We start from the raw sequence: 17,398 nt of genomic DNA, 5'->3' as shown, positions 1-17,398 counted from the left end.
AGCGGCCGGCCCGAGGCCTACTGGAGGAACGCTCCCAGCGGCGAGAGCAGCAGCTTGTTGACCCCGGCGGCCGTGTTGTCGAGGCTGGTCCGCTCCCGGTCGGTGGCGGCCATGTCGTGCCGCACCCCCCACAGCTTCTGGGCGTTGCGCCACGCCACGTTCCGCGTGTATTCGATCGCCTCGCCCTGCCACCAGTCGTCGAGACAGCCGTTCATCATGTCGATCAGCAGCTGCCACTTCTCGAGGTAGCCACGCCGCAGCCCCGGGATCGACTCCGCGAAGATCTCGTTGATCTCCAGGTAGTCGTGGTGCTGGTCGCTGTCGTCGATCGGGTCGCGGCCCAGGTGGTCGAACGTCGTCACCAGCGCGAACGGCAGGTCGAAGTTGATGTGCGCGTTCACCCCGGCGCAGGCCGACGGCAGCGGGCGGCAGTCCGGGCCCGGGATGCGGGTGAACAGCGCCGTCCACACCTGCGGGCAGCGCGGGCTGGATCCGGCGCCGGCCCAGGCCCGCAACGCGTCGAAGTAGCGCGCGGCGAACTCCACGTCGAGCCGCGACAGGAACGCCGGGTCTTTGAACTTGCCGGCGTAGAGCCGCTCGAGCACGCCCTCGGTGATCGTCAGGTAGAGCTTGTTGAAGTCGCACAGCGGGTTCTCGCCCAGCAGTGGGGGCACCCGGGTCAGGATGGCCTGCAGCTCACGCAGCTGCTCGACCACGCCGGGTACGTCGTCGGGGTGGTTGCCCAGGAGATCCGCCATCTCCTGCTGCGCCGGTCCCCAGACCGACTGCGTCATCGGTTCTCCTCCACAAACCTCGGCGGAGGGCCCCCTAGCACCGCCCGGCGACGGTGGCCGCCGGGCGGTGCTCCCCCGTGGCCACAGACTTCCAAAGGTGGCCTACGTAGGGATCGGTAGATCTACGTAGTCAGGCGTACGTATCCGCGCCCGAAGATAACGAAATGGTCACGCCGCGGTGAGGTAAACCCGGCTTGCCTGTACGCGGGTGCGCACCTGGAGCTTGTCGAAGATGTGCCCGACGTGGACGCCGACCGTGCGCTCGCTGATGAACAGCCGCTCGCCGATCTCGCGGTTGGTCAGCCCCTCGGCCACCGCGGCCAGCACCTCGCGTTCCCGCAAAGTCAGCATGCCGAGTTCGTCGGAGGAGTCGAGCGCCGGCGACGGGGCCGGCATCGGCACGGTGGGCACATCGTCGGCCAGCGCCACCCGGTGCCGCTGGGCCACCGAGACGATCTCGTTGCGGAACGGCTGGGCGCCCATCGCGATCGCCGTCGCGTACGCCTCGCGCAGCGCCGTGGTCGCCGCCGCCCGCCGTGACCTGCGCTGCAACGCCGCCTCGGCCTGCCGCAACCGCGAATAGGCGGCCGGGTAGGGCTGACGCCGGCGGTCCCACGCCTGCACCGCCCGCGCCCACAGGTCGGGCTCGTGGCGGCCCTCGGCCCGGCTCAGCTCGGCCGCGCACAGATCGAGATAACCGTCGATCGTGGCCCGGACCGGCGCCGCCGCGTTGCCGACCCCGGCCGCCATCCGCTCGACCGACACCTTGAGCCGCCGCAACGCACCCGGGTCGACCGGCTGGCCCGCCGCGTGGGCCTCGGCCTCGGCGCGCAGACCGTGCCAGGCCAGCACCCCGATCAGCACCAGGTCGTCGGAGCGGGTCTCGGTGAGGCCGCGCTGCACGGCGGCCCGCGCCTCGGCGTGCCGGGCCTGCCACATCGCCAGCCCGGCCCGCAGCGTCAGCATCGGCAGCACGTGCCGCGCGCCGCCGCCGGCCAGCAGGGTGGCGACCGCGTCGAGGTCACGGTGGGCCGCGTCGACGTCGCCGAAGCCGACCCACAGCTGGCAGCGGGAGAGCAGCAGCTCAACCGCGTCGGCCCCGGACGGGCGGTGCCGCATCGCGTCGTCGAGCACGGCGTCGGCCTCGGACCACTGCCCGACCCGGAACAGGCCCTTGGCGGCGATGGCGAGCAGACGTGTCTGATAGGTGCGGCCGGCCCCGAGCGAGGCCAGCCGCTCCGCACCACGGCGGGCGACCAGCACTCCCTCCTCGATGCTGTTGAGCGGGCCGGTGAGCAGCTCCGCGAGGTGCAGATAGGCCACACCCAGCTCGTCGGGGTGGCCACTGCGCTCGGCGATCTCGACCGCATGCCGGATCACGGCCAGACCGGCGTCGGGGTCTTCGCGGAACGCCGCGCTGAAACCCAGAGCGGCCGACGCCCGTACGAGGTCCGCGGTCGAGCCGTTGACCTCCGCCATCTCGAGCGCCTCCTGTGCCCGCGCGTTCGCGTCGGCGTAACGGCCCAGGTGCAGCAGCAACTCGGCCAGATAAGCCGCGGCCGACGCGCGCTGCCGCAGCGAGCAGTCCGGCGACGACAGCGCACGCTCGTATTCCTGCTCGGCCGTGGCCGTGCGCCCGGCCGCGGCCAGATAGCGCGCACGGCGCAGATGCAGGTCGCACCCGCCGGGCGCGTCGGCCCGCAACGCCAGCTCGTCGAGCCGGGACAGCGCCCGCAGATGCTCGCCGCACTGATGGGCCGACTCGGCCGCGTGAGCCAGCAGCTCGGTGCGCTCCGGAGCCTCGTCGGTGGTCAGCTCGAGGGCCGACGACCAGTATCGATGCGCTTCCGTGAAGCCGTAGAGAGCCTCGGCCGACCGAGCCGCGGCGACGACCGAGGGCAGCGCCCGGGCCGGCTCCCCCGCCTGCTGCCAGTGGTGCGACAGGCGGGCGTGGTCAGGGCCGGAATCGCCCTCCTCGAGCGCCTCGGCGAAACGCCGGTGCAGCGCCGCCGCCTCGGCCGGCAGAACCTCGGCCGCCAGCACCTCGGCGACCAGGCGGTGCCGCAGGCGGTAGCCGTCTTCGGCGCTGGCCACGAACCGGTGCGCGACCGCGACCCGGACCGCCTCGATCAGTTCGGCCTCGGCCAGCGGCACGACCCGGGCCAGCACGGCGTGCTCGGTCGGCTCGACCCCGGCCGCGATCGCGTGCACCACCGCGTGGGCGTTCGGCGGCAGCTCGTCGACGCGGGACAGGAAGATCTCGCGCAGCGTGTCGGACAGCTCGACCCGGCCGTCGCGCAGGTCACGGGCCAACTCCTCGGCCACGAACGGGTTGCCGCCGCTGCGCTTGTAGACGCGGTCGGCGTCCTCCGGCTCGACCGTGTCACCGGCGACCGCGGTCACCAGCTCGACGGTCTGGTCACGGTCGAGCGGCGCGAGGTCGACGACGCGTACGGACCGAAGCCGCCGCAGCTCGGCGAGCACCTTGCGCAACGGGTGAGCGCCCTGCAGAGCCTCGGCCCGCACGGCGGCCAGCACGGCGATCTTCACGTCACTCAGGCCGGCCAGCAGATAGAGCAGCAGCTGCCGGGTGCTGCGGTCGGCCCACTGCAGGTCGTCGAGCACGAGCAGCAGACGCTGCTCACCGGCGACCGCGTGCAGATCACGGGAGACCCGATCGAGCAGGTCACCGGCGTCGGCGGCCACCGCCCGGCCACTGTGGCCGGACTGCCGCAGAGCCTGCAGAACCGGGTGCAGCGGCGAGGCGTCACCGATGTCGAGGCAGGTGCCGGACAGCACGGAAAAACCCGCGTCACGCATCGCCCGGGCGGTCTCGCGCAGCAGCCGGCTCTTGCCGACGCCGCTCTCCCCGGTGACGAACACCGCGGAGGTTCCCCCCGGTCCCGCGTTGCGCAGGTCGGAATGGATTTGGGTCAACAGGTCAGCGCGTCCGACCAGTGGCCCGTCCTCCTCCTCGCTGGCCATGAAGGTCACCCTAGTGCCCACCGACCTGGAACGTTCTCGGCGGTTCGGTCTGTTCTCGGTCACATGACTGACGGGGGAAAGAACTGTCGGAGATACGTCGTTCTGCGGATCCGGTAGTGGACTGCGCCTGACACCGTTCTTTCTCGGGGCACAGCAGTGATCTGGGGGAGCGTGAAGACATGACCGCAATCGCTATGGCGGAGCAGGAGCGGCGTCAGACCGTCACCGTCCTCTTCATCGACATCGTGGGGTTCACCTCACTGGTCGACGACCTGGACTGCGCGGTTGTCCGCGCGTTGCAGCGCGACTACTTCGGCATCGTGTCCGAGGTGGTCCGCGCGGGTGGCGGAGTGGTGGAGAAATACGTCGGGGACGCGGTGATGGCGGTGTTCGGCACCGGCGCCACCGGCTTCGGCGCGGAGGCGGCCGCTTCGGCGGTCCGGGTGGGCCTGTCGGTCCAGGAGGCGTTGAGGGGGCAACTCCTGGCCGGCAGGTTCTCCGTACGTACGAGGGTGGGACTCGCCACCGGCGACGTGATCGTCGACGTGGAGGCGACCCGCGACTACGGGCACGGGATGATCAGTGGAAGCGTGGTCAGCACGGCCGCCCGACTGCAGGCCTACGCGCCGCACGACACCGTCGTGGCATGCGCGCAGACCCGGGCGGCGGCCGGTGACCTGATCGCGTTCCAAGAGCTTCCCCCCGTACGGGTTCCGGGCAAGTCCCGCGCCCTCGATCTGTTCCGGGCGCTCGAGTCGCACCGTGCGCGCTCGGCCAAGCGGCATCTGTACGCGGTGCCGGCGGCGGCTTAGAAGCTGAGCGACACGGGTACGTCAGCCCCTCGTACCCGTGTCGTAGCTCACCGACCGTAACTTTTATCCGTATCATCCCGTTCGTGCGAGGGCCGTCCCGGCTCGGCGAACGAAGGTTGTCGGAGGGTCCCGGTAGGCTCGCCGCGTTCTGACCACCACCTTGGGCCGATCGGGAGTGCCACCTCGTGACCGCGGAAATCCTGTACGGGGCTGATGACCTCACGCACCTGGAGGGACTGGACGCCGTCCGGAAACGCCCGGGCATGTACATCGGCTCGACCGACAGCCGAGGCGTCAACCACCTCGCCAACGAGATCATCGACAACTGCACCGACGAAGGTGTGGGCGGCCACGCCACCAAGGTCGCCGTCATCCTGCACGCCGACGGCTCGGTCCAGGTCGACGACGACGGCCGCGGCATCCCGACCGCCGTCAACACCAAATCCGGCCTCAACGGCGTCGAACTCGTGCTCACCCGGCTGCACGCCGGCGGCAAGTTCGGCGGCTCGGGCTACAAGACCTCCGGCGGCCTGCACGGCGTCGGCGCCTCCGCGGTCAACGCCCTGGCCCTCCGGTTCGACGTCACAGTCAAACGCGACGGCAAGGTCCACGAGATCTCGTTCCAGCGCGGCGTCCCCGGCTCCTTCGACGGCCCCGGCCCGCAGGCCCGCTTTCATCCCGAGTCCGGGCTGCGCGTCGTCCGCCGGATGAAGCGCGGCGAACCCAGCGGCACATCCATCCGCTACTGGTACGACGCACGCTACTTCGAGACCGGCGCCCGGCTCGACGTCGACGCCGTCCGCACCAAGCTGCGCAACACGGCCTTCCTGGTCCCCGGTGTGATCTATTCGCTGCGTGACGAGACCGCCGAAGAGACCACGAACGAGACCTTCCACTTCCCGCAGGGCCTCACCGACATGGTCGAGTTCCTCACCCACGCCGGTGACAAACCCGTCTCCGGCATCCTCATGGTCACCGGCGAGGGCACCTACAAGGAGAACGCCGCCGACCAGAACGGCGTGATGCAGTCCAATGTCGAACGCCGGGCCGAGGTCGAGATCGCCTTCCGGTGGGGCACGGGCTACGACCGTACGGTGGAATGCTTCACCAACACGATCCGCAACATGCACGGCGGCACCCACCGCAAGGGCTTCGAACGCGCCCTCGTCCGCGCGCTGACCGAAGCCATCCGCAACACGCGTGGCCTGCTCAAACCCAAGGAAGACCCGCCCGTCCTCGACGACCTGCTCGAAGGCATGACCGCGGTCATCCACGTGCGCATCCCCGAGCCCCAGTTCACCTCCCAGACCAAAGACGAGCTGTCCACCGCCGGCATCACCCGCGTGCTGCAGGGCCTGGTCGAACAACACGTCAAAGAATGGATCGACGGCCGCAAGACCAAGGCCGAAGCCCGCACGGTACTGCAGAAGGTCGTCGACGCCGCCCGCGTGCGGCTCACCCAGAAGCAGCAGAAAGACGCGGCCCGCCGCAAGACCGCCCTCGAGGGCGCCTCGATGCCGCCCAAGCTGGTCGACTGCCGCGCCACCGGCATCGCAAGATCGGAACTCTATATCGTGGAGGGCGACAGCGCCCTCGGCACCGCGCGTATGGCCCGAAGCTCCGAATACCAGGCACTTCTGCCCATCCGCGGCAAGATCCTGAACGTGCAGAAGGCCTCGCTGCAGCAGGTCCTCGACAACAACGAGTGCTCGGCCATCGTCCAGGTGCTCGGGGCCGGCTCGGGCCGCACGTTCGACCTGCCCGCGATGCGCTACGGCCGCGTCATGATCATGGCGGACGCCGACGTCGACGGCTCCCACATCCGCACGCTGCTGATCACCCTGTTCGCGAAATACATGCGCCCGGTCATCGAACAGGGCCGCCTCTACGCCGCGATGCCCCCGCTGCACAAGGTCGTCACCAAGGGCCGCAACGGCGAGACGCTCTACACCTACACGCAGCAGGAAATGGAAGCGACCGTCGCCCGCATCGAACGCGGCGGCAAACAGGTGCAGAAGCCGGTGCCCCGGTTCAAGGGCCTCGGCGAGATGGACGCCGACGAGCTGTGGGACACCACGATGAACCCGGCCACCCGCACCGTCCGCCGCATCACTCTCGACGACGCCGACCGCGCCGAGGCCACGCTTGAGCTGCTGATGGGCGAGCGGGTCGAACCGCGTAAGAACTGGCTGATCGAGGCGGCAGGCCGCATCGATCAAGAGACGATCGACGCCTGAGAGGTCGAAGCTTCATGGCACGCCGCAAGAACACCGACAACCGCGTCGACCTGTCCGCTTTCGACCAGGCCGGCGCCCGCGTCATCGACAACCCGCTCACCACCGAGGTCGAAGACTCCTACCTGGAGTACGCCTACTCGGTCATCCATTCCCGCGCCCTCCCCGACGCGCGCGACGGACTCAAGCCCGTACACCGCCGCATCCTGTGGTCGATGTCCGAGCAGGGCCACCGCCCCGACCGGGCATATGTCAAGTCTGCCCGAGTTGTCGGTGATGTGATGGGCAAGTACCACCCACACGGAGATGTCGCAATTTACGACGCCCTCGTGCGGCTGGCCCAGGACTTCTCCCTCAACGCGCCGCTGATCGACGGGCACGGTAATTTTGGATCGCCCGACGATGGCCCGGCCGCCGCGAGATACACCGAAGCGCGGATGTCGCGTGAGGCGATGCTGCTGGTCGGGGAGCTGGGCGAGGGCACGGTCGACTTCAAGTCGACCTATGACGGCTCTGATCTGGAGCCCAAGGTTCTGCCCGCGGCGTTCCCCAACCTGCTGGTCAACGGCACGTCGGGCATCGCGGTCGGTATGGCCACCAACATGATTCCGCACAACCTCGGTGAAGTGGTGGCGGCGGCGCGGCACCTGATCACCAACCCTGAGGCGAACCTCGACAAGCTCATGCGGTTCGTGCCGGGGCCCGATCTGCCCACCGGTGGTCAGCTGCTCGGGCTCGACGAGGTGCGGCGGGCCTACGAGACCGGGCGCGGCGTGGTGCGTATGCGGGCCAAGGCCCAGACCGGGCCGCTCGAGGGCGGGCGTGGGCGGCAGGCCATCACGGTCACCGAGCTTCCCTACGGTGTGGGCACCGAGAAGATCATTGAGGCGATCACCGACGAGGTGAAGGGCAAGCTGATCGTGTCGGGCCCGAAGCGCGGGCAGCGGCAGGCGGCGCGGCTGCAGGGCATCGCCGACGTGAAGGACCTGACCGACCGTGAGCACGGCACCCGGCTGGTCATCGAGTGCAAGGTCGGTGTGAACCCGCAGGCGCTGCTGGCCGACCTCTACCGGCTGACTCCGCTCGAGACGTCGTTCGGCATCAACAACCTGGTTCTGGTCGACGGTCAGCCCCAGACGCTGGGTCTCAAGGCGCTGCTCGAGGTCTTCGTGCAGCACCGCTACGACGTGGTGACCCGGCGCACCGAGTTCCGCCGCACCAAGCGGCAGGACCGCCTGCACCTGGTCGACGGTCTGCTCATCGCCCTGATCGACATCGACCGGGTGGTTGCGATCATCCGGGGCAGCGACGACGCGGCGGCCGCCAAGGCGTCGTTGATGCAGGAGTTCAGCCTCAGCGACATCCAGGCCACCTACATCCTCGACACCCCGCTGCGGCGGCTCACCCGGTTCGACCGCATCGAGCTCGAGACCGAGCAGGAGCGGTTGCGGGCCGAGATCGCCGAGCTGAGCCGCATCCTCGACAACGAAGACGTGCTCAAGCAGGTCGTCTCCGACGAGCTGGCCGAGGTGGCGTCCGAGTTCGGGTCGCCCCGGCGCACCACGCTGATCGACGGTGACCTCAAGGAGGTGCTGGCCGCGTCGGCGCCGGCCGGGCCGCTCGAGGTCGCCGACGACCCGTGTCAGGTGATCCTCTCGGCCACGGGCCTGATCGCCCGCACGGCAGCCGAGAGCGAGGAGGCCACCGAGGGACGGCGCCGTTCAGGGCGGGTCAAGCACGATGCCGTACGGGCGGTGGTGCACTCGACCGCACGCGGCCGCATTCTGCTGATCACCAACCGGGGTCGCGCCTTCAAGACCGACGTGTTGCCGCTGCCGGTGCTTCCGGAGCAGATCGGCACGGTGTCGATCCGTGGTGGCATGTCCGCCTCCGAGCTGGTGCCGCTCGAGAAGGGGGAGAAGGTCGTCGGCCTGGCCCCGTTGACGGCGGGTGGCTCGCCCGGCATCGCGATGGGCACCCGGCAGGGCGTGGTCAAGGTGTGCGCCCCCGAGTGGCCGGTGCGGTCCGACGAGTTCGAGGTGATCACGCTCAAGGAGGGCGACGAGGTTCTGCAGGCCACGTGGCTCACCGACGGCGCCGAGTCGCTGGTGTTCGTCACGTCCGACGCGTCTCTGCTGCGCTTCCCGGCCAAGACCGTGCGGCCGCAGGGCCTCAAGGGTGGCGGCATGGCCGGCGTCAACCTCGCGGCCGAGGCCGAGGTGATCTCGTTCAACGCCGTGGTGACGGCCGACAACGATCATGGTGAGCCGATGGTGGTGACCTCGACCGGCACCCAGGTCAAGGTGTCGCCGTTCGCGTCCTATCCGGCCAAGGGCCGGGCGACCGGTGGCGTGCGGGCGCAGCGGTTCCTCAAGGGTGAGACGCGCCTGACGGTGGCGTGGGTGGGTCCGCGGCCGGTCGCGTCCAGCAACACGGGCGACCCGATCGACCTGCCCGGCCAGGACGCCCGCCGCGACGGTTCGGGCGAGGCCGTGATCATGGGCCCGCAGATCATCGGTCACCTGATCGAGCGGGGCTGAGGCCGGCATCGCGAGGCGCGCGTGGGACGGCCGCGCGCGCCCGGCGTAGCGGTGTGTTGAACGGCCGCCCGCCCGGCGCCGCGGGCGTGCTGGAGAAACAGCGTGCTGGAGGAAGCGGCGCGCTGGAGTGGTCACCAGGGCGTGTCGGGGCCGACGTCGAGCAGGTGGACGACGCGCAGTGCGCGCCGGACGGCCTGCTTGACGGAGTCGATGTCGGGCCACGAGTCGCGGGGTTCGAGGGTGAAGAGCTCGTGGCCGCGCACGGTGAAGGGCGGGATCTCCCCGGCCAGGAACGACTGGCGCAGCAGCGGCTGCTCGAGCCGGGGCGAGTCGCCGACCACGACCATGGGGAGCCGCATCGCCATCGGCGGCTCCTCCAGCGGCAACCGCACCACGACGAAGACCCCGTTGCCCTCGAAGCTGCTCGACGCGGCCCCGAAGGCTCCACCCTTCCACCGCACCTGACCGAATGTGATCAGCATGCCGTGTAGCTCGCCGCTCCAGGCGAACCGGACCCGGCTGCTTCCCTTGAGGTGCAGGTCGTGCCACGGCCATTGCCGGGAGCGGGGGTCGACGGGTACCCAGTGGCCGGCCGCGGCCCACCGTACGAGCGCGCGCAGATGGAGCGCACGGTTGACGGCGATTGCCGTCGTCCAGCCCAGAATCAAACCGAACACGACGCTGCAGCCGGCGAAACCCCGCTCGGCGACGCCCACGGCCACGAGGAGCACCGTGGGCACGGCCCAGGTGAGGGCGATCAGCCAGGCCCGCGTATCGATGCGCATCGCGATCAGGGTCGCAGATCCGGTCGACCCTGATCGCGCAGGTCACGGTATCCGGCGGCGGCCGGCGAACCCCAGGTCGGCGCGGTGGTACCAGTCCAGCCCGTCCTCGCCCTCGAGCCAGCACAGGTCCACGTCGGCCCCGTCGATCTCGGACGGGAAGTCGACCAGCAGCGGGGCCAGGCTCTTGAGCACCGCTCCGGTCTGCTGCACGACGGTCATCAGATCGTCCAGCCGCGCCGTTGCGGCCTTCCATTCCGGCATTCCGCCCAGCGGTGTCGGCGGCCCGCCGGCCCCGACCACCGCGCCGAGCTCCGCCGCGTCGGCACGCAGCGCCACGATCTCTTCCAACACGGGCCGTAGCTGCTCGAGCTCGTCCCGGGCCTCGCTAACCGTGAATAGCCCCATGTGCAGAGACTGCCAGCCCCGACGCCAAGATCCCACTACTGGGAGACGGATTTTTCCGCCCCCGGGCCCGGTCTTCCGACACGCCCGGCAACGGGTGCGCCGGATCGGCCGACACGCCCGGTGAGGATCAGTCGACACGCGCGGTGAGGATCAGTCGGCACGCGCGGTGAGGATCGGTCGGCACGCGCGGTGAGGATCGGTCGGCACGCGCGGTGAGGATCGGTTGGCACGCGCGGTGAGGATCGGTTGGCACGCGCGGTGAGGATCGGTTGGCACGCGCGGTGAGGATCGGTTGGCACGCGCGGTGAGGATCGGTTGGCACGCGCGGTGAGGATCGGTTGGCACGCCCAGTGAGGATCAGTCGGCACGCCCGGTGACGGGTGCGCTGGGTTCGATGAGGCCGTAGCGGGACATGACCGCGGCCCGGCGCTCCCGGTTGACCGCCCGGACGCGGCGGCCGACGAAGAGGCCGTCGATCAGGGTCCAGACTCCCAGGCCGCCCAGCGTGAAGAGCATGGCGATCGAGCGGCCGGTGTCGCCCAGGTAGAAGCGATGGCCGCCGATGAGACCCACGACGGCCCACAGGGCGTAGGCGACGCGCGCGTCCTTGCGTACGGAATCGAACTCGGCCTCGGCCCGTAGAACACGGATGCGCTCCCACTCGGGTATGCCGGTCAGCGGGGGAGGGGCCACGCCCGAAGGAGTGGTCGCACTCGTGGGGAGGGATGCGCCTGCGGGGAGGGGCGCGCCCGACGGAGGGACCGCGCCCGACGGAGGGATCGCGCCCGACGGAGGGACCGCGCCCGAGGGCAGGGCCGCGGGTGAAGAGGGCACGCGCGGCGGAGGGTCGGCGGGCTCGGTCACGGACGGAACGATAGTCGGCGAGAGAGTATGGGAGCGTGGACCTAGAGGTTGTGGAACAGGTCGCCGAGCTCGGTGCGTGGGTGGCCGACGGCGGCGTGGTGATTCTGAGCGGCGCCGGCCTCTCGACCGACTCCGGCATTCCGGACTATCGCGGCCCTTCCGGGTCGGCCCGGCGCAGCACGCCCATGACCTACCAGACCTTCACCCGTGACCCGATCGCCCGCCGGCGTTACTGGGCCCGCTCCCACCTGGGCTGGCGCACCATCGGCGAGGCGCGCCCGAACGACGGCCACCGGGCCGTGGCCGAGCTGCAGCGGCGCGGCCTGGTCGGCGGGATCATCACGCAGAACGTCGACGGTCTGCACCAGGCGGCGGGCGCCGGCGACGTCGTCGAGCTGCACGGCAACCTGGCCCGCATCACCTGCCTGGACTGCGGCGACCTGACCCCGCGCGAACACCTGGCGGCGCGCCTGGACGCCGCCAACCCGGCCTTCGACGCCGCCGCCATCGCGATCAACGCCGACGGCGACGCCGAGCTCGACGACACCGATCTGGACGGGTTCCTGGTCGTCGACTGCGACAGCTGCGGCGGAATGCTCAAACCGGACGTCGTCTACTTCGGCGAGACGGTTCCCCCGCAGCGGGTCGAGCGCAGCTTCGCCCTGGTTGAAGACGCCCGTACGCTGCTGGTTCTCGGATCTTCGCTGACCGTGATGTCGGGCCGCCGCTTCGTGTTGCGCGCGGTCAAGGAGGGCATCCGCGTCGCCATCGTCAACCGGGGTGTAACCCGGGGCGAGCCGTACGCGGGACTCCACGTGGATGCCCCATTGGGCATTGTTCTGCCGAACATCGTCGATGCGCTGTCGACCGTTTCGCCCGCAAAAACCGGCGTTTGACCAGCGGTTAACGCGGGGGGTCCCCCTCGGTTATGGGACTGAAACCTAAATAATTCACTGGCCCGGTTGACGTGACTGGGCTCACTGGCGTTAACTGCCGAAACCGCTTCCGAAACCGGTTCCGAAATCCGGTCGCAACGAAGTGGTGACACGTCAGGAGGACCAGTGCCAATCACCATCGCCGATGTGGCGGCCCGGGCCAAGGTCAGCAAGACGACCGTGTCCCGAGTGCTCAACGGCAAGGGTGAGCTGGACGAATCCACCGCCGCGCGGGTCCGGGCAGTGATCGACGAGCTGGGCTACGTGCCGAGTTCGCGCGCCGTCGGGCTGGCCCGCGGGCGGACCCGGGTCGTCGGCATGCTGGTGCCCTCGCTCACCTGGCCGTGGATCGGTGAAGTGCTCCAGGGTGCGGTCGATGTGCTCGAGACCGAGCGGTACGGCCTGCTGCTGTTCACGTGCAACCGCGGCGAGGAGTCGATGCGCCAGTTCGGCGCGCAGGTGTCCGCCAAGTCGTTCGACGGCCTGCTGGTCATCGAGCCCGAGGGCACCCTCGACTACATCGCCACGCTGCACCGCCGTGGCCTGCCGGTCGTGCTCATCGACGACCGCGACCAGACCTCCGGCGAGATCCCGAGTGTCGGCACCACCAACCACGACGGCGCCGGTTCGGCCGCGCGGCACCTGCTCGAGATCGGGCGGACGAGGCCTCTGGTCATCGCCGGTCCCGAGCAGTTCGGCTGCACCCGGCAGCGCCTGGCCGGTTTCGCCTCGGTGTTCGCCGAGGCGGGGCATCCGATCACCGAAGACCGGCGGCTTCCGGGCGACTTCACGGTCGCCCGCGGTGTGGCCGGCGTCCAGGCCGCGATCGAGTCCGGTGTGGAGTTCGACGCGGTGTTCGCCCACAACGACCTCTCCGCCATCGGCGCCATGCAGGCGCTGCGCGATGCCGGGCGCCGCATCCCGGAGGACGTGGCAGTGGTCGGATTCGACGACATACCGACTGCGGCGCACACCCAGCCGCCGCTGACGACCGTGCACCAACCGCTGCGCGAGATGGGTGAGGCCGCGGCGCGGACGCTGCTCGCCCACTTCGAGGGCACACCCCTGCCCAACCGCCCCACCGTCATCCCCACCACCTTCACCACCCGACCCTCCACCACCGCCTGATCCCACAAAGACCTGGGCGCCGGCGCGAGCCGGTGCCTCGATAACGCACGCCCCTCTCACCCCGATTCCGTCACATTCGAGGAGTTTTGTGATGCAGCGAAGGAAACTTTTCGCGTACGCCCTGGCGGGTGTTCTCGCCACGGGCGGCCTGGCCGCGTGCGGCGACTCGCCGAACAGCAACAACGCCAACAACGCGAACAAGTCGTCGGTGGACTTCCTCAAGATCGGCATGCCGAACGGCACGCAGACCGAGAACCACAACCCGTTCGCCGGCACCTCCTCGGCGAACGCCCTCGGTTACAAGTGGATGATCTACGAGCCCCTGACCCAGTGGAACCCGGTGCGCCCGGCCGAGCCGGCCGTCCCGTGGCTGGCCAGCGGCGTCAAGTGGGCCGATGACTACAAGTCGGCCGAGGTCACGGTGCGCGACAACGCCACCTGGTCGGACGGCCAGAAGCTGACCGCCGAGGACGTGGCGTACACCTTCAACCTGCTCAAGAGCAACGAGGCGCTCAACCAGAACGCCATCCCGTTCGACCAGATCACGGTGGCCGGCAACGTCGTCAAGGTGACGTTCAAGACCCCGCAGTTCGTCAACCAGAACAAGATCATGGCGAGCACCCCGATCGTGCCCAAGCACATCTGGGAGAAGATCTCGGACCCGGCGACCGACGTCAACAAGAACCCGATCGGTAGCGGCCCGTACACGCTGAAGTCCTTCACCCAGGCCGGCGTCACGCTGTCGGTGCGCACCGAGGGCTACTGGCAGAACCTGCCGCAGGTCAAGGAGCTGCGGTACGTCTCCTACGCCGACAACAACGCCCAGGGCACCGCGCTGGCCAACGGCGACTCGGAGTGGTCGTTCGTCTTCCTGCCCAACCCGAAGGCGACGTTCATCGACAAGGACCCGGAGCACCACAAGGTGTGGGCGCCCGGCGTGCTCGGCATCCACGGTCTCTACATCAACACCACGATCAAGCCGTTCGACGACGTGAAGCTGCGTCAGGCCATGAACATGGTGATCAACCGGACCGACATCTTCACGCAGGCCGAGGCCTCGTACTTCCACCCGGAGATCAAGAGCGTGACCGGCCTGCCGCCGGGCGCCGGTGACGCGTTCATCGCTCCGGAGTACAAGGGCAAGGAGTTCTCGAACGACGTCGAGGGCGCCAAGGCTCTGCTGCAGAGCGCCGGCTACAAGCTCAACGGCAAGGTCCTCAGCGACCCGTCGGGCAAGCCGGTCAAGATCAAGCTCAGCGACCCCGCGCCGTGGTCGGACTACCAGACCTCGCTCGAGATCATCAAGAGCAACTTCGCCGAGATCGGCATCGAGGCGACCGTCGAGAAGCCCAACCAGGACGTGTGGGACAAGAACGTGCAGACCGGCGCGTTCGAGGCCTCGATGCGGTGGACGAACGGTGGCGCCACGCCGTACGACATCTACCAGACCGTCATGGACGGCGACATGCTCAAGCCGATCGGCACCGCCGCTCAGCAGGGCAACTTCGGCCGCTTCAAGAGCCCGGAGGCGACCGCCGCGCTCAAGGCCTACGCCAACGCCACCAGCGACGAGGCCCGCACCACGGCGATGAACGCGATCCAGAAGATCTTCGTCGAGCAGGCCCCGATGTTCCCGGTCGGCGCCGACAACGTGGGCGCGGCCTACAGCGACAAGAACTGGACCGGCTGGCCGACCGACGCCGACCCGTACTCGGGTGCGCAGCCGACCCAGCCGTACGTCTCGCTCATCATCAGCAAGCTCCGCCCCGCCGGCTCCTGATCGCCGACGCCGCTCCCCGTGCCGCATGGCGCGGGGAGCGGCATTCCGCCACCCCCCGCAAAGGAAGCAACGCCATGACGTCGGTTCAAGACGCCAAGGCGCCGGCCGGCGAGGTGGTGCTTGAGGCGATCGGCCTGACCAAGCACTTCCCCGTCCGCCGGCGACTGCGCCAACTGTTCACAAGGGAGCAGAACGCGGTTCACGCCGTCGACGACGTGAACCTCACTCTGCGCCGCGGCCAGGTGGTCGCGCTGGTCGGCGAGTCCGGCTCGGGCAAGTCGACCGTGGCCCGCCTGCTGGCCCAGCTCTACCCGCGCACCGGCGGCGACATCCGTCTGCACGGCGAGACGACCAAGGTCAAGGGCGGCAGCGCTTTCCGGTCGTACGCGGCCCGGGTCCAGATGATCTTCCAGGACCCGTTCGCGTCGCTGAACCCGGTGCACACGATCCGGTACCACCTGTCCCGGTCGCTGAAGATCCACCACAACGCGGGGAAGACCGACGAGGACCTCGAGAACGCGCTGCGTGACCTGCTGACCCGGGTCAGCCTCACGCCGCCCGAGCGTTACCTCGACAAGTTCCCGCACGAGCTCTCCGGCGGTCAGCGGCAGCGCGTCGCGATCGCCCGCGCCCTCGGCGCCAACCCGGAGGCGCTGCTCGCCGACGAGCCCGTCTCCATGCTCGACGTCTCGATCCGCCTCGGCGTGCTCAACCTGCTGCGCGACCTCAAGGAACGCCTCAACCTGGCGATCCTCTACATCACCCACGACATCGCCTCGGCGCGCTACTTCGCCGACGAGACCCTGGTGATGTACGCGGGCCGGATGGTCGAGGGCGGCGACAGCGAGACCGTCACCCAGACCCCCGCGCACCCGTACACCCGGCTGCTGATCGACTCGGCGCCCGACCCGGACCGGCTGGCCGGCGACGTGAACGCGCTGGAGGAGGACCGGGGCAACGGCGAGCCGCCGAGCCTGATCCGCCCGCCGTCCGGCTGCCGCTTCCACCCGCGCTGCCCGATGGCCATGAACCGCTGCACCACCGACCTGCCGGTACGGCTCGAGATCGGCGACAAGCCCGGTCACTGGGCCGCCTGCTGGCTCTACGACGAGGCCACGGTGGCCGCCTCGACGCCCGGAGAGGCGGTGGCGAAGTGAAGTACTTCCTCCAGCGCATCGCGTTCTACCTGTTCACCGCGTGGGCCGCGATCACCCTGAACTTCTTCATCCCGCGCCTGGTGCCGGGCGACCCGGTGCAGTCGCTGATCGCGAAGTTCCGCGGCCAGCTGAGCACCGAGGCCATCAACTCGCTCTACGTCCTGTTCGGCCTGGACGACGACAAGGGCCTGTGGGCGCAGTACATCGACTACTGGAAGCAGCTGTTCCAGGGCGACCTGGGCCTGTCCTTCACGTTCTTCCCGTCGCCGGTCTCCGAGATCATCGGCGACGCGCTGCCCTGGACGGTCACGCTGGTCGGCATCACCACGGTGATCAGCTTCCTGATCGGCACCGGGCTCGGCGTGTTCGCGGGCTGGCGCCGCGGTTCGTGGACCGACGGCCTGCTGCCGGTCACCACGTTCTTCTCGTCGGTGCCGTACTTCTGGCTCGGCATCATCGCGATCTACCTGCTGACCGGCCCGGACAGCTTCTTCCCGTCGTCCGGCGGCTTCGACTCGGCGCTGGTGCCGGCCTGGGACCAGTACTTCATCCCGAGCGCCATCCAGCACAGCCTGCTGCCCGCGCTGACCATCCTGATCTCGTCGGTCAGCGGCTGGATCCTGAGCATGCGCAACATGATGGTGACGGTGTCGTCCGAGGACTACATCACCGTCGCGCACGCCAAGGGACTCTCCGAGCGCCGGGTGGCGGTCAGCTACGCGGCCCGCAACGCGCTGCTGCCCAACATCTCCGGCTTCGCGCTGTCGCTGGGCTTCATCGTCGGCGGCACGCTGCTGGTGGAGATCGTGTTCTCGTACCCGGGCCTCGGCTTCATCCTGCTGCAGGCGCTGGGAGCCAAGGACTACCCGCTGATGCAGGGCATCTTCCTGGTCATCACCATCTCGGTGCTGGTCGCCAACCTGCTGGCCGACCTGGCCTACCTGCTCCTCGACCCGCGCACCCGCAAGGAGGGCTGATC

At 69.5% G+C, this 17,398-nt stretch carries 13 protein-coding genes; 8 read left to right on the top strand and 5 right to left on the bottom strand.

The window, feature by feature from the left end; genetic code table 11:
- Positions 1-17: 17 nt before the first annotated feature.
- Together JIG36_RS39290 and JIG36_RS39285 are read right to left on the bottom strand one after the other, a co-directional pair.
- Positions 18-794, bottom strand: a complete 777-nt coding sequence (locus JIG36_RS39290) for a DUF5995 family protein (protein WP_203381542.1) — start codon at positions 792-794, stop codon at positions 18-20.
- A 168-nt stretch (positions 795-962) separates the two neighbouring features.
- Entirely contained in the window at positions 963-3,779 is a 2,817-nt protein-coding gene (locus tag JIG36_RS39285; RefSeq protein ID WP_203381541.1) for a helix-turn-helix transcriptional regulator, read from the bottom strand.
- 179 nt (positions 3,780-3,958) lie between these two features.
- Here JIG36_RS39285 and JIG36_RS39280 point away from each other — a divergent pair, with 179 nt between their 5' ends.
- From JIG36_RS39280 to JIG36_RS39270, 3 genes are all read left to right on the top strand, one after another.
- Positions 3,959-4,591 (top strand): adenylate/guanylate cyclase domain-containing protein, encoded by a 633-nt coding sequence (locus JIG36_RS39280; RefSeq protein ID WP_203381540.1) that lies wholly within the window; start codon positions 3,959-3,961, stop codon positions 4,589-4,591.
- A 185-nt stretch (positions 4,592-4,776) separates the two neighbouring features.
- On the top strand, positions 4,777-6,828 hold the full coding sequence (locus tag JIG36_RS39275) for a DNA gyrase/topoisomerase IV subunit B (RefSeq protein WP_203381539.1): 2,052 nt from the start codon (positions 4,777-4,779) through the stop codon (positions 6,826-6,828).
- Positions 6,829-6,842: 14 nt separating this feature from the next.
- Complete coding sequence (locus JIG36_RS39270; protein WP_203381538.1) at positions 6,843-9,365, top strand: DNA gyrase/topoisomerase IV subunit A; 2,523 nt, start codon at positions 6,843-6,845, stop codon at positions 9,363-9,365.
- A gap of 131 nt (positions 9,366-9,496) precedes the next feature.
- Here the strand turns inward: JIG36_RS39270 and JIG36_RS39265 are convergent, their stop codons facing one another.
- The 3 genes from JIG36_RS39265 to JIG36_RS39255 form a co-directional block, all read right to left on the bottom strand.
- Entirely contained in the window at positions 9,497-10,150 is a 654-nt protein-coding gene (locus JIG36_RS39265; RefSeq protein WP_203381537.1) for a hypothetical protein, read from the bottom strand.
- 42 nt (positions 10,151-10,192) lie between these two features.
- The gene (locus tag JIG36_RS39260) at positions 10,193-10,555 is read right to left on the bottom strand and encodes a DUF2203 domain-containing protein (protein ID WP_203381536.1); all 363 of its coding nucleotides are present in this window, start codon (positions 10,553-10,555) and stop codon (positions 10,193-10,195) included.
- A 357-nt stretch (positions 10,556-10,912) separates the two neighbouring features.
- Positions 10,913-11,248, bottom strand: coding sequence for a TM2 domain-containing protein (locus JIG36_RS39255; RefSeq protein ID WP_307873089.1), 336 nt, complete (start codon positions 11,246-11,248; stop codon positions 10,913-10,915).
- A gap of 206 nt (positions 11,249-11,454) precedes the next feature.
- On the opposite strand from JIG36_RS39255, the gene JIG36_RS39250 reads away from it, so the two are divergent.
- The 5 genes from JIG36_RS39250 to JIG36_RS39230 all read left to right on the top strand — a co-directional run bounded on the left by JIG36_RS39250 (position 11,455) and on the right by JIG36_RS39230 (position 17,396).
- Positions 11,455-12,315 carry an NAD-dependent protein deacetylase gene (locus JIG36_RS39250; protein WP_203381535.1) on the top strand — a complete coding sequence of 287 codons (861 nt, stop codon included), beginning with the start codon at positions 11,455-11,457 and terminating at the stop codon, positions 12,313-12,315.
- A gap of 165 nt (positions 12,316-12,480) precedes the next feature.
- Positions 12,481-13,482 carry a LacI family DNA-binding transcriptional regulator gene (locus JIG36_RS39245; RefSeq protein ID WP_203381534.1) on the top strand — a complete coding sequence of 334 codons (1,002 nt, stop codon included), beginning with the start codon at positions 12,481-12,483 and terminating at the stop codon, positions 13,480-13,482.
- Between the two features lie 91 nt (positions 13,483-13,573).
- Positions 13,574-15,262 carry an ABC transporter substrate-binding protein gene (locus tag JIG36_RS39240; protein WP_203381533.1) on the top strand — a complete coding sequence of 563 codons (1,689 nt, stop codon included), beginning with the start codon at positions 13,574-13,576 and terminating at the stop codon, positions 15,260-15,262.
- Between the two features lie 74 nt (positions 15,263-15,336).
- Positions 15,337-16,419: an ABC transporter ATP-binding protein gene (locus tag JIG36_RS39235; protein ID WP_203381532.1), complete on the top strand. Its 1,083-nt coding sequence runs from the start codon at positions 15,337-15,339 to the stop codon at positions 16,417-16,419.
- Positions 16,416-17,396 (top strand): ABC transporter permease, encoded by a 981-nt coding sequence (locus JIG36_RS39230; RefSeq protein WP_203381531.1) that lies wholly within the window; start codon positions 16,416-16,418, stop codon positions 17,394-17,396. Before JIG36_RS39235 ends, JIG36_RS39230 begins: the two co-directional genes overlap by 4 nt.
- The last annotated feature ends 2 nt before the right edge of the window (positions 17,397-17,398 follow it).

Origin of the sequence: Paractinoplanes ovalisporus, assembly GCF_016834655.1 — a bacterium.
Classification (GTDB): domain Bacteria; phylum Actinomycetota; class Actinomycetes; order Mycobacteriales; family Micromonosporaceae; genus Actinoplanes; species Actinoplanes ovalisporus.
Note: the sequence above shows the minus strand (reverse complement) of the source record. Positions and strands in the feature narration are given on the sequence as shown.